Below are 19816 nucleotides of genomic sequence, written 5' to 3'. Positions count from 1 at the left end.
GCTGTTGGCGGGTGCATGCAACTCGAGGCCAGGGCAAGGAGCATCGCTGCGCTAGCGCCAATTGGCCATTCAGTATGTGCAGCGAGGCGATACGTTTTGCCAATACCGCCCACCGCAATCTGGGCGATTCCACCCTATTGCGCCGCGCGCCGGCCCAAGGTGTCTCCATCGACAAAGAGCTTGCGATGGACACAACCCTGGGTCATCGCAAACTGAAGGTAAGCGTCCGGCCAAGTCAGCTCGGCCTGAGGCATGCGGCTGACGCCGCACTTCAGGAAGCGGGCGCCCAGCGATGCGGCAGTAACTCGCCGATGCGGCTGGCCGGGTGAGTTGGCAACCGCTCGAGCACATCCTTGAAGTACGCATAGGGCTCGTGCCCGTTGATGCGCGCCGAGTGCAGCAGGCTCATGATGGCCGCGGCCCGCTTGCCCGCGCGCAGGCTGCCGGCGAACAGCCAGTTCGACCGCCCGATGGCAATCGGCCTGATGTGGTTCTCCACCCAGTTGTTCGAGATCGGCACATCACCGTCCTCGACGAAGCGAGTGAGTGGCGTCCAGCGCTTGAGGCTGTAGTCGATGGCCTTCATCGTGGCCGAGCCGACGGGCACCAACCGCCGCTGTTCGAGCAGCCAGCGATGGAAGACGGCCAGCACCCGTCGTGACTTGCGCTGGCGGATGCGCCGTCGCTCGTCGCCGGGCCGGTCTTCGATCTCGCGCTCGATCCTGAACAGGCACTGGTGGTAGCGCAGGGCCTTGCGGCCCACCTCACTGCGGTGGTTGGCCCACAGGTCGTTGAATTTCCTGCTGGCGTGGGCCATGCATTGCGCCGAGGTCACACCCTTGGTGGTGGTCGCGTTGTGGCCGCTGAAGCCGTCGGTGAGCAACGTGCCCTGCCAGGCCTGTGGGGTGTCGAGCTTGAGGAACTCGCGCACGTTCTCGCCGCTGCGGCCTTCGCTGAACTCGAACACCACCCGCCGAAGCCCCCGTTGCCGTAGCCAACGTCGGCGCGCTTGCCGGCGGTAAGCCGCCAGCCCCGTGGCCGCTTGCGCCACCAGTGGCCTCGCGGGGGTGGGTCAGCCAGGGCTGGGGAACAACCTGAAGATGCCCGGGCATCTGCTTGAATGTACGCGCCTAACGCCGGCTCATGCCGCGTTCGGCACAGGTGCGGCAACACTGCGCAGCACATTGATGAACGCCTGCGCGGCTGGTGTGAGAACCTCATCAAGCCTTGTGATCAGGCCGTAATCCGGCATGCGCGCCGGCAGGGCCACCGGTATGCGAGCCAGCAGGCCTTTCTTGACGTATTTGTCCACGAGTGCCGCTGGCTGCAACGAAAGCATGTCGGTGCTCTGCATCAATGCCATCGCGAAGAGGAAGGAGGGTGTTTCGACCACGCCTGAGCTGAGCGCCAGTCCGGTATTGCCCAATGCCTCGTCCGAAACGCGTCGCAAGGCTGTCGAGGTGGGGTAGAGGATCCAGGGCCAGTGCGCCAGCTTCGCCAGTTCCAGATCGGTTGCGGCACGAAGCGGGTGATGAACGCCCGCTACCACGTCCAGCATCTCGCCGGAAAGGCGTTCGTAGTGGAACTGCGTTTGCTGGGATTCTTCGGTGAAGCGGCCGATCATCAGGTCGATCTTGCGCTCGGCCAGCCAGACGATCAGTTGATCGCTGCTGTGCTCCAGGATCTTCAGCACCAGCAGCGGCCGCAGGCGCTGGATCTCGGCGACAGAGGCGATCAGCAGGTGAGCGGCCGAACCGGTGATGGCGCCTATCGTCAGGTGGCCATGACCTCCCTGCCGCAGGGCATTGAACTCGTCCACGAATTTGCGGTGCCCGGCCAGTGCGCTGGCCGCGTAGCGCAGCGTGAACAGACCCAGTTCATTGGGCCGCATGCCGCGCGAGAGCCGCTCAAACAGCCGCGACTCCAGCATCTCCTCGATGTCCATCAGGATCTTGGTAGCCGCCGGCTGGGTGATGTGCATTTGCTCGGCGGTCAGGCGCAGGTTGCGCGTGTGGCCGAGGATGTCCAGGAACTGCAGATGCCTGAAGCGCAGGCGAGAACAGGCCTGTGCCATGGACAAGGGTTTGCCCGTAAAGGTGTCTGGAGTCATAACTGTCTGGAATGGATGCTAGCAAAAAATTGAATAGACCCGCGGCCGCCGCAGACCTAATCTGCGCCGGCGCTGAAGGGGACCGACACAGATCCACCAAGGCGCCGCCGATGGCCCGCTGGGTCCGTCGCGTCCACTTCAAACCATCGGAGACAAGCATGAAGTTCAAGACCCTCGCCCTGGTCGGCGCGCTGCTGGCCGTGCTGGCGGTACCCGTGGCTGCTCAAGTCAAGGAACACACTTTCAAGGTCGGCATCGGGCTGAGCGACGACCATCCCCAGGCCGTGGCGGTCAGGTATTTCGGTGAGCAACTGGCCGCCAAGAGCGGCGGCAAGATGACGGTCAAGCTGTTTTCCAGCGGCTCGCTGGGCAACGACATCAGCATGACCTCAGCGCTGCGCGGCGGCACTCTGGAGATGACCGTGCCCGACAGCTCGACGCTGGTCTCGATGGTGAAGGCTTTTGGTGTGATCAATCTGCCACTGACCTTCAATACCGAACTTGAGGCCGATGCGGTGCTGGATGGTCCGGTCGGACAAAAGCTGCTGGCCACGCTGCCGGACAAAGGCCTGGTGGGCCTTGGCTATTGGGAGAATGGCTTTCGTGATGTCACCAACTCACGTCGGCCCATCACCAAGGCCGAGGACTTGGCGGGCCTGAAGCTGCGCGTGATCCAGAACCCGCTCTTCCTGGACACCTTCAACACCCTGGGCGCCAACGCCACGCCGCTGCCGTTCACCGAGCTCTACTCGGCGATGGAGCAGGCCGCGGTGGACGGCCAGGAGAACCCGCCTGCCACCATCCTCGCCAGCAAGTTTTACGAGGTGCAGAAGCATCTGGTGCTGTCGCACCACATGTACAGCACCTGGGTGTTGCTGATGTCGAAGAAAACCTGGGACGGCCTGTCTGCCCAGGAGCAGAAGATCGTGCAGGACGCGGCCCGCGAAGCCACTGCCTACGAGCGCAAGACCATCCGTGCTTTCGGCGACAAGGCGTTGGGCGAGTTGAAGAAGGCCGGCATGCAGGTCACCGAACTGCCGCCCGCCGAGCAGGCCAAGCTGCGCGCCAAGCTGCAGCCGGTAATGGCCAAGTACGCCAAGGAATTCGGCGAGACGACGACCGCGGAGATGATGGCCGAGCTGGCCAAGGTCAGGGGCGGCACGAAGTAGCTCCGGAACGCCCAGGGCGGTGCGGGCTCCGGACTGCACTGCCTTGCCTTGCTCCCATTTCTGCTGTCTGCCCACGCTGCCATGGACAAGATGCCCCGCCGCCCGTTTCGCTCACGTGAGTGGTTCGCCGACCCGGCGCGATCCGACATGACCGCGCTGTATCTCGAGCGTTTCATGAACTACGGGCTCACGCCCGAAGAGTTGCGTTCCGGTCGCCCCATCATCGGCATTGCGCAGACCGGCAGCGACCTGTCGCCCTGCAACCGCATCCACCTCGACCTGGCCAGGCGGGTGCGCGACGGCATCCGCGACGCCGGTGGCATTCCGATGGAGTTCCCGGTTCATCCGATCTTCGAGAATTGCCGGCGGCCCACGGCCGCGCTGGACCGCAACCTGGCCTACCTCGGCCTGGTCGAAATCCTCTACGGCTACCCGATCGACGCGGTGGTGCTGACCACCGGTTGTGACAAGACAACGCCGGCTGGCGTGATGGCTGCCTCGACGGTGGACATCCCTGCCATCGTGCTGTCGGGCGGGCCCATGCTGGATGGCTGGCACGGAGGTGAACTGGTCGGTTCGGGAACTGTCATCTGGCGCAGCCGCCGCCAGTTGGCTGCAGGCGAGATTGACGAAGAAGAATTCCTGCAGCGGGCCTGCAGCAGCGCCCCGTCGGCGGGTCATTGCAACACCATGGGCACAGCATCCACGATGAATGCGGTGGCCGAGGCGCTGGGGCTGTCGCTGCCGGGCTGCGCCGCAATTCCGGCACCCTATCGCGAGCGTGGGCAGATGGCCTACGAGACCGGCCGGCGAATCGTCGGGATGGCGCATGAGGATCTGCGGCCTTCCCGCATCCTGACGCGAGAGAGCTTCCTCAATGCGCTGTCGGTCATCAGTTGCGCGGGCGGGTCCAGCAATGCGCAGGTCCACGTGATGGCCATGGCGCGCCATGCCGGGGTCGAACTGCATGCCAGCGACTGGCGCACCCACGCGCATGACCTGCCGCTGCTGCTGAACATGCAGCCTGCGGGCCAGTTCCTCGGCGAGCGCTTTTTCCGCGCCGGTGGTGTGCCGGCGCTGATGTGGGAGTTGCTGCAGGCCCAGCGCCTGCATGGCGATTGCCTCAGCGTGACCGGCCGCAGCATGGCCGAAAACCTGCAAGGCCGCGAGACCCACGACCGCGAGGTCATCAAGCCTTTCGACCAGCCGCTGATGCACCAGGCTGGCTTCCTGGTGCTGAGCGGCAACCTGTTCGACTTTGGCATCCTGAAGACTTCGGTGATTTCCGAGCGCTTCCGGGCACGCTACCTGAACCGGCCCGGTGCCGAAGGTGTCTTCGAGGCCAGGGCTGTGGTGTTCGAGGGTGCTGAGGACTACCACGCCCGCATCAACGATCCGGGTCTCGACATCGATGAAGCTTGCATCCTGGTGATGCGAGGGGCGGGTCCCATCGGCTGGCCGGGCTCCGCCGAGGTGGTCAACATGCAGCCGCCTGACGCGCTGATCCGCCGTGGCATCACCACCTTGCCCACGCTGGGAGACGGCCGCCAGTCCGGCACGTCTGACAGTCCGTCCATTCTCAACGTCTCACCTGAAAGTGCGGTTGGCGGCGGCCTGAGCTGGCTGGCAAGCGGCGACATGATCCGCGTGGATCTGAACACCGGCCGCTGCGACGCCTTGCTGGCACCGGAAGAGATCGCGCGCCGCCGCCGCGAACTGCCCGCACCGCCGGTGCCACCCAGCCATTCGCCCTGGGAAGCGCTGTACCGCGAAAAGACGGGCCAATTGGTGGATGGCGCGACGCTTGACTTCGCGCTCGCCTACCGCCGCATCGCCGAGAACACCCCCCGCCACAACCACTGAACTTCTGTCCTTGCCGGCGCCGCCGTACTCGCACGGGGCTGCCGCATTGCCGTCCCCTGATCGCTTGAAGGAACCCGCATGAACGCCCTGACCACCCTGGCTGCCGATCTCGCCGCCATCCTGCCCGCCGACGGCTTGTCTGGCACACTCGTGGCCCGGGTCTGGCGCAGCGATGGCATTGCCGGTCCGGCCGTGGTGGCCTTGCGCGAGCACGGCGTGTTCGACCTGAGCACGCAGTTCCCGACCATGAGCACCTTGCTGGAACGGGATGATCCGGCTCAGGCTGTGAGCCAGACGGCAGGCGAGCGCCTGTGCAGCGTGGAGGCTCTGTTGGCCAACAGCCGAAGCGGCGCGCGCAACGAGGCGCTGCCGTGGCTGCTGGCCCCTTGCGACCTGCAGGTCGTGAAGGCTGCGGGCGTGACCTTTGCTGCCAGTCTGGTGGAGCGGGTGATCGAAGAGCAGGCAGGTGGCGATGCCAACCGTGCCCAGAGCCTGCGCGCCCAGGTCAATGCGTTGCTCGGTGAGCGCCTGGCCGACATCCGGCCCGGGTCGCCCCAGGCCATGGCATTGAAAGCCCTGCTTCAGGAGAAGGGGCTGTGGTCCCAGTACCTGGAGGTTGGCATTGGCCCGGATGCCGAGGTCTTCACCAAGGCGCCGGTGCTGGCCTCGGTGGGCTGCGGCGAGGACATCGGCGTGCGTGCCGACTCGGCCTGGAACAACCCGGAGCCTGAAGTGGTGCTGGCGGTCAACGGCCGTGGCCAGATCGTCGGCGCCACCCTGGGCAATGACGTCAACCTGCGAGACATCGAAGGCCGCAGTGCGCTGCTGCTGGGCAAGGCCAAGGACAACAACGCCTCGTGTGCCATCGGCCCCTTCATCCGCCTGTTTGATGCCGGTTTCAGCCTGGACGACGTGAGGCGCGAGACGGTGCACCTGCGGGTGGCTGGTGTCGACGGCTTTGAACTTTGCGGCATCAACACCATGGCGAGCATCAGTCGTGACCCTGGCGAACTGGTGGCGCAGACCCTGGCGGCACATCAGTACCCCGATGGCTTCATGTTGTTCCTGGGCACTCTTTTCGCGCCCATCGAAGACCGCGACCAGCCCGGCAGTGGCTTCACCCACAAGCTGGGCGACGTGGTCACCATCCACAGCCACTGGCTGGGCGGCCTGCACAACCGCGTCACCCACAGCGAGACGGCCGCTCCCTGGCAATTCGGCCTGCGTGCCTTCATCAACAACCTCGCCGCGCGGGGCTTGCTGAAGGACGGCACGCTCTGAAACCGCCCGTTCACATGGCGACGGCAAAGACCGTCACGGAGACAACATGATGAAGAAACTGCTCGACGGCTATTGCCGCGGCGTGGAATGGGTGCTGGTGACCTTGCTGGCGCTGATGGTGTTGCTGGTGTTTGGCAACGTGGTGCTGCGCTACGCATTCAACTCCGGCATCGCGGTCTCGGAGGAACTCTCGCGCTGGTTCTTCGTCTGGCTGACCTTCCTGGGCGCGGCCGTCGCCGTGCGCGAGCGCGCCCATCTGGGCTCGGACATGCTGACTTCGCGGCTGAGCCCTACCGGCAAGCGCATCTGCCTGGGACTTGGCCAGATCCTGATGCTGTGGGCCACCGCACTGCTGCTGTCGGGCTCCTGGCAGCAAGCCAGGATCAACTGGGACGTCGAAGCCCCGGTCACGGGCGCATCGGTGGCCATCTTTTACGCTGCTGGGATCGTGTTCGCCGTCTCCACCGGGCTGATGCTGCTGGGCGAATTCTGGCGCACCGTCTCGGGCCGGCTGAGCGAGTCCGAACTGGTGATGGTGCAAGAGTCGGAGGATCTGGCGCAGATCGAAGAACTCCAGCTCGACCGCAGCCAGACCTTCAAAAAGCACTGAGCAGCGGACACACATCATGACGGTTCTCATCTTCCTGGGTGCCTTGCTCGCTGCAATGGCGCTGGGCATCCCCATTGCCTATTCGCTGCTGCTCTCAGGCATGGCGCTGATGGTTCACCTGGACATGTTTGACGCCCAGATCCTGGCGCAGAACGTTGTCAATGGCGCCGACAGCTTTCCGCTGCTGGCGGTGCCTTTTTTCATGCTCGCTGGCGAGATCATGAACGTCGGCGGCTTGAGCCGGCGCATCGTCAACCTGGCCTTGGCGCTGGTGGGTCACAAGCGTGGCGGACTGGGCTTCGTGGCCATTGTGGCGGCCTGCCTGTTGGCTGCACTCTCGGGCTCGGCGGTGGCTGACACGGCGGCGCTGGCTTCGCTGCTGCTTCCGATGATGGTGGCAGCCGGCCACGACAAGGCTCGCGCTGGCGGCCTGATCGCCTCGGCCGGCATCATCGCCCCGGTCATCCCACCCTCGATCGGCTTCGTGGTCTTCGGTGTGGCGGCCAATGTGTCGATCAGCAAGCTGTTCCTGGCCGGCATCGTGCCCGGCTTGCTGATGGGCCTGTCCATCGCGCTCGCCTGGTGGTGGGTGGCGAAGAAGGAAAACGTCCCGCCGCCGCCCAAGGCCAGCTTGGCCCTGCGTTTGAGCGCGCTGAAGGAATCGACCTGGGCGCTGGTGCTGCCGGTGATCGTGGTGGCAGGGCTCAAGTTGGGCGTGTTCACCCCGACGGAGGCAGCAGTGGTTGCCGCGGTGTATGCGCTGTTTGTCGCAACGCTGGTGTATCGCGAGATGAGCCTGCGCCAATTGCGCGAGGTGTTCGTCAGCGCGGCCAAGACGACGGCCGTGATCATGTTCCTGGTGGCCGCGGCGATGGTCAGCGCCTGGTTGATCACCGTGGCAGACATTCCGAGCAAGATGATCTCGCTGCTGCAGCCGTTCATGGGCAACCAGACGCTGTTGATGATCGCGATCATGGCGCTGGTGATGGCAGTGGGCACGGCGATGGACATGACGCCAACCATCCTGATCATGACCCCGGTGCTGATGCCGGTGATCAAGGCAGCGGGCATCGACCCGGTGTATTTCGGCGTGCTGTTCATCATCAACAACGCGATCGGTCTGATCACGCCGCCGGTGGGCACGGTGCTCAATGTGGTGGCCGGCGTGGGCCGCATGAAAATGGACGAAGTCACCCGTGGTGTTCTGCCGTTCATGGCAGCCCAGTTCGCCATGATGTTCCTGATGGTCTTCTTTCCCTGGCTGGTCACCGGCCCGGCGAAGTGGTTTGCCAGCTGATGAGAGTTTGAATGCGCATCCACATCACCGGCGCTTCCGGTTCTGGCACTTCCATGTTGGCGGCAGCCTTGGCCGAGCGACTGGGTGCGGCCTGCCTGGATGGCGACGCCTACTACTGGCTGCGGCCAGAACCCCCATTCCTGGACAAGCGGCCGGCCGACGCGCGGCGGGCGATGCTCTCGCGCGACCTGCAAGCCGCGCAGCACGCGGTGCTCGGCGGCGCCATCATCGGCTGGGGCACCGAGGTCGAGGATGCATTCGACCTGATCGTCTTTCTCTACCTGGATGCGCCCATCCGCCTGGCGCGGCTGCGCGAGCGTGAACTGCAACGTTTTGGTGCAGTGGATGAAGCCTTCATCGAATGGGCCGGTCAGTACGACCAAGGCCCGTCGGAAGGCCGCAGCCTGGCGAAGCACCGGGCCTGGCTGGCGGACAGGACCTGCCCGGTGCTGGCACTTCATGGCGACCTGTCGGTGGAGGCGCGGGTCGAGCGGGTGCTGGCAGGACTGAAGTCTCACGGCCTGATGTAAGGCCCCGCGCGGCGCTTCGTCTCGCGGCGCTGGATTGATCTTGCGCAAGCGCTGAACCGGCCCGTTGCCTCAGCATGCGAGTCACGTCCAGCATGCATTCAGGCGATGTCCGCCCAGTGTTGGCGGGAGCTTGCATGATGAAACCGCTGGTCCAGGGTGGGCCAGACTTCTGGCCGGGTGCACAAGCCAAGCGTGGCCCGGAGCATGTGGCTGCGCCGGACGTGGCGCCGCAGCCGGTCGAGGCTTCACTGCGCCTGGGTGGTCTGAGCTGCTCGGCCTGCACGATGACCATCGAGGCCGCGCTGCGCCAGGTTGACGGCGTGCTGCAGGCGCATGTCAGTGCCGTGTCGGCCTGCGCCACGGTGCGCTGGGACGGCGCGCGCACGGACGTGCCGGCGCTGATCCGGGCGATCGAGCGTGCTGGCTACCAGGCGGTGCCGGACACGGCGGCCGGCGCGCGTGCGCTGCGCCAGCGCGAGGCACGCACGGCGCTGTGGCGGCTGTTCGTGGCCGGCCTGTGTGCGATGCAGATCATGATGCTGGCCACGCCCTCCTACGTGGCGGGGCCCGGCGAGCTGGCACCGGACCTGAAGCATTTGCTGGACTGGGGCAGTTGGCTGCTGGCACTGCCGGTGATGGCGTTTTCCGCGACGCCGTTTTTCCGCGGCGCCTGGCGGGCCTGGCAGAACAAGCGCATTGGCATGGACGTGCCTGTGGCGCTGGGCATCGCGGTGGCCTTCATCGGCAGCAGCGGCGCCACCTTCGATCCGGGCGGCCTGTTCGGCGACGCGGTGTATTTCGATTCGCTGACCATGTTCGTGGCCTTCCTGCTGGGCGGGCGGCTGCTGGAGATGCAGGCCAGGCACCGTGCAGCCGTTGCGCTCGAAGACACCCTGGCTGGTTTGCCTGAGCGCGCGCTTCGGGTCCGGGCAGACGGCAGCGTGGAGACGGTGCCGGTGCACCAACTGGTGCGGGGCGACGTGCTGCGCGTACCGGCCGGGCAGGCCTTGGTGGCCGACGGTGTGCTGTTGGAGGGCCACACGGCGGTGGACGAATCGCTGCTCAGTGGCGAGTCGACGCCGGTGGCCAAGGCGCCTGGAGACAGTCTGGTGGCCGGCAGCGTCAACGGCCATGCGGCCTTGCTGATGCGGGTCGAGCGCGTGGGGGCGGACACCCGTTATGAGGCCATCGTCGGGCTGATGCGCCAGGCCCAGACGCTGCGGCCAGCCTCGCTGGCCAGCAGCGAGCGCTGGGCCGGCCCGTTCCTGTGGGCGGTGCTGCTGGTGGCCGGCGCAGCGGCGCTGGCCTGGCAGGCCATTGACCCCGCGCGTGCGGTGTGGGTGGCCGTCTCGGTGCTGATCGTCACCTGCCCGTGTGCGCTGGCGCTGGCGGCGCCATCGGCGCTGCTGGCCGCCGCCGGTGCCATGGGCCGCCGCGGGCTGCTGCTGCGCCGGCTGGACGCGATCGACGGCCTTGCCAGGGTGCAGCTGCTGTGCATCGACAAGACCGGCACCTTGACCGACCCGCGGCAGCAGACGCTGCGGCTGCAGCGCCTCGCGCCCGATGCGCGCTGGGACGACGCTGCGCTGATGCGCATCGGTGCGTCGCTGGCCGGCTGGTCCAGCCATCCGGTGGCCAGGGCGTTGGTGGCCGCAGCACCGGGACCTGCGCATGGCGGCTGCTGGCAGTCGCCCTCGGAAGTGGCGGGCAAGGGGCTGCAGGCGCTGGACGCGCAGGGCCGGGCCTGGCGGCTGGGTGTGGCCGGCTGGGCGGGTGCGCTGGCGAGTGAAGCCCAGCAGCGTGGCGCCGCCACGCTGAGCGTGGACGGCCAGGCGCTGGCCTGCTTCGAGTTGCAGGAGCAGCCGCGGCCCGGCGTGGTCGACTGCCTGCGGCAGCTGCAGCAGGGCGGATTGAAGGTGCTGCTGCTGTCTGGCGACGACCCGGCGCGGGTCGGCCGCTTTGCCGCCAGCGTGGGCCTGGCCGACTGGCGCGGCGGCATGGCACCCGAAGACAAGCTGCGGGTGGTGCGCGAAGCCCAGGCCGCCGGCCTGCGCGTGGCCATGCTGGGCGACGGCATCAACGACGCGCCGGTACTGGCGCAGGCCGATGTTTCGGTGGCGATGGGCGAGGGCGCTGGTGTGGCCCGCTGCGAGGCAGACGCGGTGCTGGTTTCCAACCGCCTGCAGGACCTGGCCTCGGCGCGCGAACTCGCGCGCAAGACCCGGCGCGTGATGCGCCAGAACCTGGCCTGGGCCGTGGCCTACAACGCGGCCAGCGTGCCGCTGGCGCTGCTGGGCTGGCTGCCGCCCTGGGCCGCCGGCCTCGGCATGGCCGGCAGCTCGCTGGTCGTCGTCTTCAATGCGCTGCGCCTGGCCCGTTGAGCGGCTTCATCCAATGGACATCCTCTACCTCCTGATCCCGCTTTCGGCACTGCTGGTGCTGGGCCTGCTGGCCGTGTTCGCCTGGGCGCTGCAGGGCGGCCAGTTCGATGACCTGGAACAGCAAGGCGAGCAGATTCTGCTGGACGACCGCGCCCCCGATTGACAAGCATCAAGCCCCGAGGGGGGCGGCCAGCAAAGAATCCTTCTGTCGACATTCGACTGGGATCGGAGGACTCTGATGGTGGCAATGCGCGAGACGCCCGGCACGGTGAACTACACCGACGAAACGGTGCGTGGATTTGCGCTGGCGGCGGTGCTGTGGGGCGTGGTGGGCATGACGGTGGGGGTGTTGATCGCCGCCCAGCTGGCCTTTCCTGACCTGACCTACGGCATCCCCTGGCTCAGTTATGGGCGGCTGCGGCCGCTGCACACCAATGCGGTGATCTTTGCCTTCGGCGGTTGTGCGCTGATGGCCACCAGCTTCCACGTCGTGCAGCGCACCTGCCAGGTGCCGCTGTTCCTGCCGTGGCTGGCCAAGTTCGTGTTCTGGGGCTGGCAGGCGGTGATCGTGCTGGCCGCCATCAGCTTGCCGATGGGCTTCACCCAGGGCAAGGAATACGCCGAGCTGGAGTGGCCCATCGACCTGCTGATCGCCGTCGTGTGGGTCGCCTATGCGGTGGTCTTCTTCGGCACGCTGGGTGTGCGCAAGGTGCGCCACATCTACGTGGCCAACTGGTTCTTCGGCGCCTTCATCCTGGCTGTCGCGCTGCTGCACATCGTCAACAGCGCGGCCATGCCGGTGAGCTTCTGGAAGAGCTACTCGGCCTACGCTGGTGTGCAGGACGCCATGATCCAGTGGTGGTACGGCCATAACGCCGTGGGCTTCTTCCTGACTGCCGGCTTCCTCGGGATGATGTACTACTACATCCCCAAGCAGGCCGAGCGGCCGGTGTACTCGTACCGCCTGTCCATCGTGCACTTCTGGGCGCTGATCTTCACCTACATGTGGGCCGGCCCCCACCACCTGCACTACACCGCGCTGCCCGACTGGGCACAAAGCGTGGGCATGCTGTTCTCGCTGGTGCTGCTGGCGCCGAGCTGGGGCGGGATGATCAATGGCGTGATGACGCTGTCGGGGGCCTGGCACAAGCTGCGCGACGACCCGATCCTGAAGTTCCTGATCGTCGCCCTGAGCTTCTACGGCATGTCGACCTTCGAGGGTCCGATGATGTCCATCAAGACGGTGAACGCGCTCTCGCACTACACCGACTGGACGGTTGGCCACGTGCACAGCGGTGCGCTCGGCTGGGTGGGCTTCATCTCGATGGGCTCGCTGTACTACCTGATCCCGCGCATGTACGGCCGCAAGGAGATGTACAGCGTCAAGGCCATCTCGCTGCACTTCTGGATCGCCACGCTGGGCATCGTGCTCTACATCGCCGCGATGTGGATTGCCGGTGTGATGCAGGGCCTGATGTGGCGCGCGCTGAACACCGACGGCACGCTGGTCTACACCTTCGTCGAAGGTGTCAAGGCGACCTGGCCGTTCTATGCGATCCGCCTGCTGGGTGGTCTGTTGTACCTGTCCGGCATGGCTGTGATGGCCTGGAACGTGGTGATGACCGTGCGCAGCGGTCGTCCGGCCCCGTCCCCCATCCCCCGTCTGGTCCAAGCTTGAGGAGCGCCTTGTGAGCACCCATTCTCCCGTCAGCGGCCACGAGCGCATCGAGACGAGCAACTTCTTGATGATCGTGCTGATCCTGCTGGTCATCGCCGTTGGCGGCATGGTCGAGATCATTCCGCTGTTCTTCCAGCGTTCCACCACCCAGCCGGTGACCGGGTTGCAGCCGTACTCGGCGCTACAGCTGGTCGGCCGGGACGTCTACCTGCGCGAGGGTTGCTACAACTGCCACTCGCAGATGATCCGCCCGCTGCATGCCGAAACGCTGCGCTACGGCCACTACTCGATGGCCGGCGAGTTCGTCTACGACCATCCCTTCCAGTGGGGCAGCAAGCGCACAGGGCCCGACCTGCAGCGCGTGGGTGGCAAGTACAGCGACGAGTGGCACCGCCTGCACCTGGCCGGCCCGCGCGACCTGGTGCCCGAGTCCAACATGCCGGCCTACCCCTGGCTGGAGACGGCCGCCATCGAGCCGGCCAGTGTGCCACCCAGGCTCAAGGCCATGCAGCGGCTGGGCGTGCCCTACACCGACGCAGATGTGGCCGGCAGTGCCGAGGCCGTGACAGGCAAGACCGAGCTCGACGCGCTGGTGGCCTACCTGCAGTCGCTGGGCACGCACGTCAAGTGAATTGAGGGACACCATGGACATCAACGACATCCGCAGCCTCGTGACGCTGCTGAGCCTGGCCCTCTTCATCGGGCTGATGGTCTGGACCTGGCGCCCGGCGCAACGCGCCGCGCACGAGGCTGCCGCCCGCCTGGTCTTTGAAGGGGATGACGGCCCTCTCTCCGCTGCCGCGGTGGCTGAAGATCACACGCGAGGGAGCCGGGCATGAGCGACTTCATCAACGCAGGCTGGGGCTACTACGTTGCCGCAGTCACCGTGCTGGGCCTGGTGGCCTGCATCGCGCTGCTGCTGATCGCGGCACGCCGCCGCGTGATGGCGCAGGACAACACCACCGGCCACGTCTGGGACGAGGACCTGCGCGAACTCAACAACCCGCTGCCGCGCTGGTGGATGTGGCTGTTCATCCTCACGGTGGTGTTTGGCGCCGGCTACCTGGCGCTGTACCCCGGCTTGGGCAGCGCGCCTGGCCAGCTGGGCTGGAGCAGCGTCGGCCAGTACAAGGAAGAGCAGGCGGCAGCGAACGCGGTCACCGCGCCGATGTTTGCTGCGTTTGCTGCCAAGACTGCGCCCGAACTGGCCCGGGACCCGCAGGCCATGGCGGTGGGCGAGCGCCTGTTCGCCAACAACTGCGCGGCTTGCCATGGTTCGGATGCGCACGGCAGCAAGGGCTTCCCGAACCTGACCGACCAGGACTGGCTGTGGGGCGGGGCGCCCGAGCGCATCGAGGAGACCATCCGCGAAGGCCGCGTGGGCATCATGCCGCCGATGGTGGCAGCGGTCGGCAATGCCGACGAGGTGCACCAGGTGGCGAACTACGTGCTCAGCCTGTCCGGCAGCCCGCACGACAGCCTGGCTGCACAGCTCGGCAAGTCCAAGTTCGTGGCCTGCGCAGCCTGCCACGGGCCGGATGGCAAGGGCAACCAGGCGCTGGGCGTGCCCAACCTCAGCGACAAGGTCTGGCTGCACGGCTGGGGTGAAGACGCGGTGGTGGCGATGATCAACAAGGGCAAGACCAACGTCATGCCGGCGCACGGCGAGCGCCTCTCGGCGCAGCAGATCCACCTGCTGGCCGCCTACGTCTGGGGCCTGTCCAAGTCCGGCCCGGTGACGACGGCCACGGCCACAACTTCCGCCACGCCGTAAGGCAAATCAAGGCAAGCTGCATGACCCGCGTCATTCCCATCGTGCCAGCCCCGGGTGACGCTGCGTCCGCAGCGGGCGAGGGCGAGATGGTCTCGCTCTACCAGAAGCAGAAGAAGATCTACCCGCGCTCGGTCAAAGGCGGTTTCGCCCGCTGGCGCTGGCTGATGGTGTGGCTCACGCAGGCCTTGTTCTATGGCCTGCCTTGGCTGTCGATGAACGGCAGGCAGGCGGTGCTGTTCGACCTGTCGGCGCGGCGCTTCTACATTGGCCAACTGGTCCTGTACCCGCAGGACTTCATCTACCTCACCGGCCTGTTGGTGCTCAGCGCCTACGGGCTGTTCTTCTTCACCACCGTGGGCGGCCGCCTGTGGTGCGGCTATGCCTGCCCGCAGACGGTCTACACCGAGATCTTCCTGTGGATAGAGCGCCGCTTCGAGGGCGAACGCGGCGCCCGCATGAAGCTGGACGCCGGCCCATGGACGCTGAACAAGCTCTGGCGCAAGGGCGGCAAGCACGTGGTGTGGGTGCTGCTGGGCCTGTGGACAGGCTTCACCTTCGTGGGCTATTTCACGCCGATCCACAGCCTGTGGACCGAGGCCTTCACGCTGGACTTCGGCCCCTGGGAATGGTTCTGGGTCAATTTCTACGGCCTGGCCACCTACGGCAACGCTGGTTTCCTGCGCGAGCAGGTCTGCCAGTACATGTGCCCGTACGCGCGCTTCCAGAGCGCGATGTTTGACAAGGACACGCTGATCGTCAGCTACGACAGCGCTCGCGGCGACCCACGCGGCACGCGCGCCCGCGGCACCGACCTGGCGAGCGCCGGCCTGGGCCAGTGCATCGACTGCAGCCTGTGCGTGCAGGTCTGCCCGGCCGGCATCGACATCCGCGAGGGGCTGCAGTACGAATGCATCGCCTGCACCGCCTGCATCGACGCCTGCGACGGTGTGATGGACAAGATGCACTATCCGCGCGGCCTGATCCGCTATGCCACGCAGAATGCGCTGGCCCGGCAGGAACCGCATCCGGACCTCACCAAGCCGCCCAAGCCAGCGCTTGACCTGCCGCACCTGCTGCGGCCCCGGGTGCTGATCTATGGCGCGGTGCTGATCGTCATCGCCGTCGCGTTTGTCACCAGCCTCAGTCTGCGCCGCACGCTGAAGGTGGACGTGGTGCGCGACCGCGCCACGCTGGCGCGCATCGTTGAAGACGGCCTGGTCGAGAACGTCTTCCGGCTGCAGTTGATGAATGCCACCGAGCAGCCACAGCGCTATCACGTGGCAGTGCAGGGCATTCCCGGCGCTGTGCTGTCCGGCAGCCCGGAGGTCAGCCTGCTGCCTGCCGAAGCCCGCTGGGTGACGCTCGCGGTGCGGGTGCCGCCCGAGCAGGCGGCGGCCTTGAAACCGGGCGCCCACCCGATCCGTTTCGAGGTGTCGCCGCTGGGCGCCGCGGGTGCCGCGGTGAGCGAAAAGTCCTCGTTTGTGATCCCCCGCTGATTCCGCCAACAAGGAGACAAGCCATGAAGGCAAGGCCCATCGAACAGTTTCAACCGACCTTGCCCTGGTGGCGGGTGCCCACTGCCTGGATGGTGTTTGGCGGCCCCGCCCTCGTGGTGGTGGCGAGCTTCGCCACCTTCGGCCTGGCGCTGCACGGCCGGGACCGGCCGCTGTTGGAGGCGGGCAGCGCAGAGCAGGGGGCCACGACCGATGCCATGCAGGCGCGCAATCATGCTGCCAGCCCCACACGCCGTTGAGGAAGACGAGCCGGAGGAGCGCACCGTCGCTTTCCGGCCCAGGCTTCGCAGCAGGCTGCTGCTGGTGCTCTGGCCTGCATTCGTGATGGCGGGCCTGCTCGCCGGCCTGATGTTCGCCTTCGTGGACCCCGGCAGCGTGCACGACCTGCCAGGCAGCGGCGAATCCGAATGGTCGCGCAACGCCATCTGTTCGCTGGCATTCCTGGTCTTCTGGGTCACGACCGCCATTTCGTCGGCCGCTACTTTGTGGCTGGTGGGCGGCTTGCGGCGCGAGCGCGAGGCGGCGCCCGAATGACCGCTGGCGCCGCGGAGCCCGTCACGCAGGGGGGTGGCACCGCCGCGGCTCGGCTGGATCAGCCGTGCGCGTTGTTTACCAGGCGCTGCAAGGCCTCGGGGTCCAGCACGTCGATCTGCCGCTGGCGTACCGCCAGCACGCCGTCTTCCTGGAACTTCGAGAAGCAGCGGCTCACGGTCTCCAGCTTCAGGCCCAGGTAGGTGCCAATTTCCTCGCGTGTCATGCGCAGCACCAGCGAAGACGGCGAGAAGCCGCGCGCCTTGAGCCGCTGCGAGAGGTTCAGCAGGAACACTGCCAGGCGCTCTTCGGCCCGCATGCTGCCCAGCAGCAGCATCACGCCATGGTCGCGCACGATCTCGCGGCTCATGATCTTGTGGAACTGGCGCTGCAGGCCGGGGAATTCGCGCGAGAGCTGCGTGAGCTGGCTGTAGGGAATCACGCAAACCTGAGAGTCTTCCAGCGCCACGGCGTCGCAGGCATGGTGGTCATTGCCAATGCCGTCCAGACCCAGCAGTTCGCCCGCCATCTGGAAGCCGGTGACTTGGTCGCGCCCGTCTTCGGGCGTGATGCGGGTCTTGAAGAAGCCGGTGCGCACCGCGTAGACCGCTTCGAACGGATCGCCGTGGCGAAACAGCGTGTGGCCGCGGCGCACGCTGCGGCGGGTGGCGACCATGCCGTCCAGCCGCTGCAGTTCGTCTTCCGGAATGCCCACCGGCAGGCACAGCTCGCGCAGATTGCAGTGTGAGCAGGCCACATTGGGCTTGGCCTGGGCGGCGCAGGCATCGGTCAGGGGAATCATGGCGGGGCAGTCTTGATGTGAGACAACAAAGGTCCGGGACCTGATTGTTCAAGCCCGGCTGCTGTGGGCGCTTGCGCCAGATCAAGCCGGCCAAGGCCGGTGCCGGGCAGCATGCCGGGCATGACAGTCCTTTCGTCGACCTCCGCTGGCGCAGAGCAGGCGTCGCCGCTGCTGCCCGAGGCCTTGCTGCGGCGCTTCGACGCCCCCGGCCCGCGCTACACCTCCTACCCCACGGCAGACCGCTTCGTCGAAGCCTTCGGCCCGGCCGAGTGCCGCCGAGCGCTGGCGTTGCGCGGCGGCGGCGCGGCGCTGGGCGGGCCGCTGTCGGTCTACGTGCACATTCCGTTCTGCGAGTCGGTCTGCTACTACTGCGCCTGCAACAAGGTCATCACCCGCCATCACGAGCGCGCCACCGAATACCTGCAGGCGCTGGACACCGAGATCGGCCTGGTGCGCGCCGCACTGGGCGACGGCCCGTCGGCTTCGCAGCTGGTCTCGCAGCTGCACCTGGGCGGCGGCTCGCCGACCTTCCTGTCCGACGAGGAGCTGGGCCGTCTGCTGGCTTCGCTGCGCGCAGCCTTCGGCTTCACCGAAGGGGCGGAGCTGTCGATCGAGGTCGACCCGCGCACCGTCAGCGCCGAGCGCCTGGCCCACCTGCGCACACTGGGCTTCAACCGCATCAGCTTCGGCGTGCAGGACTTCGATCCGCAGGTGCAGCAGGCGGTGCACCGCGTGCAGCCGTTCGAAAGCGTGAAAGCCTTGATGGTCAGCGCGCGCGAACTGGGCTTCGCCTCCATCAATGCCGACCTGATCTACGGCCTGCCGCAGCAGACGCCGGCCAGCTTCGCGCGCACCATTGCGCAGATCGGCGAACTGCGGCCGGACCGCCTGGCGCTGTACGCCTATGCCCACCTGCCGCAGCGCTTCAAGCCGCAGCGCCGCATCGACACCCTGCAGCTGCCCAGCGCCGCGCAACGTGTGGAAATGCTGGGCGGTGCCATCGCCGGCTTGCTGGGTCGCGGCTACACCTATGTGGGCATGGACCACTTCGCGCTGCCGGACGATCCTCTTGCCGTGGCCAAGCGCGAAGGTCGGCTGCACCGCAATTTCCAGGGCTACAGCACCCAGCCCGATTGCGACCTGATAGGACTGGGTGTGTCGGCCATCGGCCGCGTGGGCGCGAGCTACCACCAGAACGCCAAGACCCTGCCCGAGTACTACGACGCGCTGCGCCAGGGCGAACTGCCGGTGCAGCGCGGCGTGGCGCTGGTGAGGGACGACCTGGTGCGCCGCGCCGTCATCATGGCGCTGATGTGCCAGGGCCGGGTCGACTTCGAATCCATCGAGCTGGCCCACCTGATGGACATGCGCAGCTACTTCGCCACCGAGCTGCAGCAGCTGGCGCCGCTGGCCGAGGCAGGGTTGGTCGAGATTGAGCCGGATGCCTTGCAGGTCACCGCCACCGGCTGGTATGTGGTGCGCGCAGTGGCCATGGTCTTCGACCGCTACCTGCAGACCGACCGCCAGCGCGAGCGTTTCTCCAGGATGATTTGAGCGCCTGATGACCGCTGCCGTGTTGCCGTTGGTGCTTGCCGGCCTGGCCATGGGCGTGGCCGCTTCGCCGCATTGCGCCAGCATGTGCGCCGGGCCGTGTGCGGCGCTCACCGGTGGCTGCGGGCGCAACCTGGCCGGCTTCCAGCTGGGCCGGCTCGTGGGCTACATGGCTGGCGGTGCGCTGGCGGCGGCCAGCGTGGCGGCGCTGGGTGCCTGGAGCCAGGCCGTGCCGGCGCTGCGGCCGCTGTGGGTGGCGCTGCACCTGGCGCTGCTGGCGCTGGGCCTGTGGTGGCTGTTGACCGGCCGCTTGCCGGCTGCCTTGCTGCGCGACGGTGCCAGTCCGGTGCGCTGGGTGGGTGGCCGCCGCCGGCCCTGGCGCGCCGGCCTGGCCGGGCTGGGTTGGGTGGCGCTGCCTTGCGGCGCGCTGCAGGCCGGCCTGTTGCTCGCCACATTGGCGAACGATGCCTTGGGCGGTGCGCTGGTGATGGCCGCGTTTGCGCTGGGCTCCATGCCCGCATTGGCGCTGGCGCCCTGGCTGTGGACCCGCTGGCAAAGCTGGCGCGGCCAGCGCGTCTCGCCCGTGCTGGCGCAGGCCTGGGGCTACCGCATGGCCGGCGCCGGCCTGGTGCTGGGCTCGGGCTGGGCGCTGAGCCATGGCTTGCTGGCGCAGTTCGCTGCCTGGTGCGTGGCCTGAGAGCCTGAGAAGGTGCCCCGCGGCCAGG

The 19816-nt window shown here is 67.0% G+C and carries 20 protein-coding genes; 17 read left to right on the top strand and 3 right to left on the bottom strand.

Annotated elements, in window-relative coordinates; all coding sequences use genetic code 11:
• Positions 1-271 precede the first annotated feature (271 nt).
• Positions 272-1051, bottom strand: coding sequence for an IS66 family transposase (gene tnpC, locus AC3WR5_RS00950; RefSeq protein WP_492481163.1), 780 nt, complete (start codon positions 1049-1051; stop codon positions 272-274).
• A gap of 90 nt (positions 1052-1141) precedes the next feature.
• Entirely contained in the window at positions 1142-2074 is a 933-nt protein-coding gene (locus AC3WR5_RS00945; RefSeq protein ID WP_492482579.1) for a LysR substrate-binding domain-containing protein, read from the bottom strand.
• Between the two features lie 194 nt (positions 2075-2268).
• Between AC3WR5_RS00945 and AC3WR5_RS00940 the strand changes: the two genes are divergently transcribed.
• The 15 genes from AC3WR5_RS00940 (at position 2269) to AC3WR5_RS00870 (ending at position 16741) form a co-directional block, all read left to right on the top strand.
• A complete protein-coding gene (locus AC3WR5_RS00940; protein WP_492482577.1) occupies positions 2269-3279 on the top strand; it encodes a TRAP transporter substrate-binding protein in 1011 nt (336 codons plus the stop codon).
• An 81-nt stretch (positions 3280-3360) separates the two neighbouring features.
• A complete protein-coding gene (locus tag AC3WR5_RS00935; RefSeq protein ID WP_492481161.1) occupies positions 3361-5142 on the top strand; it encodes an IlvD/Edd family dehydratase in 1782 nt (593 codons plus the stop codon).
• 78 nt (positions 5143-5220) lie between these two features.
• Positions 5221-6423 (top strand): fumarylacetoacetate hydrolase family protein, encoded by a 1203-nt coding sequence (locus AC3WR5_RS00930; protein ID WP_492481159.1) that lies wholly within the window; start codon positions 5221-5223, stop codon positions 6421-6423.
• Between the two features lie 49 nt (positions 6424-6472).
• The gene (locus AC3WR5_RS00925; protein WP_492481157.1) at positions 6473-7033 is read left to right on the top strand and encodes a TRAP transporter small permease; all 561 of its coding nucleotides are present in this window, start codon (positions 6473-6475) and stop codon (positions 7031-7033) included.
• Positions 7034-7049: 16 nt separating this feature from the next.
• Positions 7050-8330, top strand: a complete 1281-nt coding sequence (locus AC3WR5_RS00920) for a TRAP transporter large permease subunit (protein WP_492481155.1) — start codon at positions 7050-7052, stop codon at positions 8328-8330.
• A gap of 11 nt (positions 8331-8341) precedes the next feature.
• A complete protein-coding gene (locus AC3WR5_RS00915; RefSeq protein WP_492481154.1) occupies positions 8342-8860 on the top strand; it encodes a P-loop NTPase family protein in 519 nt (172 codons plus the stop codon).
• A gap of 137 nt (positions 8861-8997) precedes the next feature.
• Positions 8998-11241, top strand: a complete 2244-nt coding sequence (locus tag AC3WR5_RS00910) for a heavy metal translocating P-type ATPase (RefSeq protein ID WP_492481151.1) — start codon at positions 8998-9000, stop codon at positions 11239-11241.
• Between the two features lie 13 nt (positions 11242-11254).
• Complete coding sequence (gene ccoS, locus AC3WR5_RS00905) at positions 11255-11404, top strand: cbb3-type cytochrome oxidase assembly protein CcoS (RefSeq protein ID WP_492481149.1); 150 nt, start codon at positions 11255-11257, stop codon at positions 11402-11404.
• Positions 11405-11488: 84 nt separating this feature from the next.
• Positions 11489-12919, top strand: a complete 1431-nt coding sequence (gene ccoN, locus AC3WR5_RS00900) for a cytochrome-c oxidase, cbb3-type subunit I (RefSeq protein WP_492482575.1) — start codon at positions 11489-11491, stop codon at positions 12917-12919.
• 10 nt (positions 12920-12929) lie between these two features.
• The gene (gene ccoO / locus AC3WR5_RS00895) at positions 12930-13550 is read left to right on the top strand and encodes a cytochrome-c oxidase, cbb3-type subunit II (protein ID WP_492481147.1); all 621 of its coding nucleotides are present in this window, start codon (positions 12930-12932) and stop codon (positions 13548-13550) included.
• A 13-nt stretch (positions 13551-13563) separates the two neighbouring features.
• Positions 13564-13758 carry a CcoQ/FixQ family Cbb3-type cytochrome c oxidase assembly chaperone gene (locus AC3WR5_RS00890; protein ID WP_141288729.1) on the top strand — a complete coding sequence of 65 codons (195 nt, stop codon included), beginning with the start codon at positions 13564-13566 and terminating at the stop codon, positions 13756-13758.
• On the top strand, positions 13755-14693 hold the full coding sequence (gene ccoP / locus AC3WR5_RS00885; protein WP_141288730.1) for a cytochrome-c oxidase, cbb3-type subunit III: 939 nt from the start codon (positions 13755-13757) through the stop codon (positions 14691-14693). The genes AC3WR5_RS00890 and ccoP overlap by 4 nt, the downstream gene beginning before the upstream one ends.
• Before the next feature lie 20 nt (positions 14694-14713).
• Positions 14714-16189, top strand: coding sequence for a cytochrome c oxidase accessory protein CcoG (gene ccoG, locus AC3WR5_RS00880; protein WP_141288731.1), 1476 nt, complete (start codon positions 14714-14716; stop codon positions 16187-16189).
• A gap of 23 nt (positions 16190-16212) precedes the next feature.
• Complete coding sequence (locus AC3WR5_RS00875) at positions 16213-16446, top strand: nitrogen fixation protein FixH (protein ID WP_492481144.1); 234 nt, start codon at positions 16213-16215, stop codon at positions 16444-16446.
• Positions 16421-16741 (top strand): hypothetical protein, encoded by a 321-nt coding sequence (locus AC3WR5_RS00870; RefSeq protein WP_141288733.1) that lies wholly within the window; start codon positions 16421-16423, stop codon positions 16739-16741. Before AC3WR5_RS00875 ends, AC3WR5_RS00870 begins: the two co-directional genes overlap by 26 nt.
• 58 nt (positions 16742-16799) lie before the next feature.
• Here AC3WR5_RS00870 and fnr read toward each other — a convergent pair whose 3' ends face one another.
• Positions 16800-17540 (bottom strand): fumarate/nitrate reduction transcriptional regulator Fnr, encoded by a 741-nt coding sequence (fnr, locus tag AC3WR5_RS00865; RefSeq protein WP_492481142.1) that lies wholly within the window; start codon positions 17538-17540, stop codon positions 16800-16802.
• Between the two features lie 120 nt (positions 17541-17660).
• Here fnr and hemN point away from each other — a divergent pair, with 120 nt between their 5' ends.
• Positions 17661-19094 (top strand): oxygen-independent coproporphyrinogen III oxidase, encoded by a 1434-nt coding sequence (hemN, locus tag AC3WR5_RS00860; protein ID WP_231011233.1) that lies wholly within the window; start codon positions 17661-17663, stop codon positions 19092-19094.
• Positions 19095-19101: 7 nt separating this feature from the next.
• On the top strand, positions 19102-19788 hold the full coding sequence (locus tag AC3WR5_RS00855; protein WP_492481139.1) for a sulfite exporter TauE/SafE family protein: 687 nt from the start codon (positions 19102-19104) through the stop codon (positions 19786-19788).
• The last annotated feature ends 28 nt before the right edge of the window (positions 19789-19816 follow it).

It is taken from the genome of Ideonella sp. FW305-24 (assembly GCF_058788035.1).
This window is presented reverse-complemented; position numbering and strand designations above follow the sequence as displayed.

What these genes read in the sequence shown, in the direction of transcription:
- ccoS (WP_492481149.1), top strand. Translation starts at nt 11,255, where the DNA reads ATGGACATCCTCTACCTCCTGATCCCGCTTTCGGCACTGCTGGTGCTG.
- AC3WR5_RS00890 (WP_141288729.1), top strand. Translation starts at nt 13,564, where the DNA reads ATGGACATCAACGACATCCGCAGCCTCGTGACGCTGCTGAGCCTGGCC.
- hemN (WP_231011233.1), top strand. Translation starts at nt 17,661, where the DNA reads ATGACAGTCCTTTCGTCGACCTCCGCTGGCGCAGAGCAGGCGTCGCCG.
- AC3WR5_RS00940 (WP_492482577.1), top strand. Translation starts at nt 2,269, where the DNA reads ATGAAGTTCAAGACCCTCGCCCTGGTCGGCGCGCTGCTGGCCGTGCTG.
- fnr (WP_492481142.1), bottom strand. Translation starts at nt 17,540, where the DNA reads ATGATTCCCCTGACCGATGCCTGCGCCGCCCAGGCCAAGCCCAATGTG.
- AC3WR5_RS00875 (WP_492481144.1), top strand. Translation starts at nt 16,213, where the DNA reads ATGAAGGCAAGGCCCATCGAACAGTTTCAACCGACCTTGCCCTGGTGG.
- AC3WR5_RS00925 (WP_492481157.1), top strand. Translation starts at nt 6,473, where the DNA reads ATGAAGAAACTGCTCGACGGCTATTGCCGCGGCGTGGAATGGGTGCTG.
- AC3WR5_RS00855 (WP_492481139.1), top strand. Translation starts at nt 19,102, where the DNA reads ATGACCGCTGCCGTGTTGCCGTTGGTGCTTGCCGGCCTGGCCATGGGC.
- AC3WR5_RS00915 (WP_492481154.1), top strand. Translation starts at nt 8,342, where the DNA reads ATGCGCATCCACATCACCGGCGCTTCCGGTTCTGGCACTTCCATGTTG.
- AC3WR5_RS00930 (WP_492481159.1), top strand. Translation starts at nt 5,221, where the DNA reads ATGAACGCCCTGACCACCCTGGCTGCCGATCTCGCCGCCATCCTGCCC.
- ccoN (WP_492482575.1), top strand. Translation starts at nt 11,489, where the DNA reads ATGCGCGAGACGCCCGGCACGGTGAACTACACCGACGAAACGGTGCGT.
- AC3WR5_RS00920 (WP_492481155.1), top strand. Translation starts at nt 7,050, where the DNA reads ATGACGGTTCTCATCTTCCTGGGTGCCTTGCTCGCTGCAATGGCGCTG.
- AC3WR5_RS00910 (WP_492481151.1), top strand. Translation starts at nt 8,998, where the DNA reads ATGAAACCGCTGGTCCAGGGTGGGCCAGACTTCTGGCCGGGTGCACAA.
- AC3WR5_RS00945 (WP_492482579.1), bottom strand. Translation starts at nt 2,074, where the DNA reads ATGGCACAGGCCTGTTCTCGCCTGCGCTTCAGGCATCTGCAGTTCCTG.
- AC3WR5_RS00870 (WP_141288733.1), top strand. Translation starts at nt 16,421, where the DNA reads ATGCTGCCAGCCCCACACGCCGTTGAGGAAGACGAGCCGGAGGAGCGC.
- ccoG (WP_141288731.1), top strand. Translation starts at nt 14,714, where the DNA reads ATGACCCGCGTCATTCCCATCGTGCCAGCCCCGGGTGACGCTGCGTCC.
- ccoP (WP_141288730.1), top strand. Translation starts at nt 13,755, where the DNA reads ATGAGCGACTTCATCAACGCAGGCTGGGGCTACTACGTTGCCGCAGTC.
- AC3WR5_RS00935 (WP_492481161.1), top strand. Translation starts at nt 3,361, where the DNA reads ATGGACAAGATGCCCCGCCGCCCGTTTCGCTCACGTGAGTGGTTCGCC.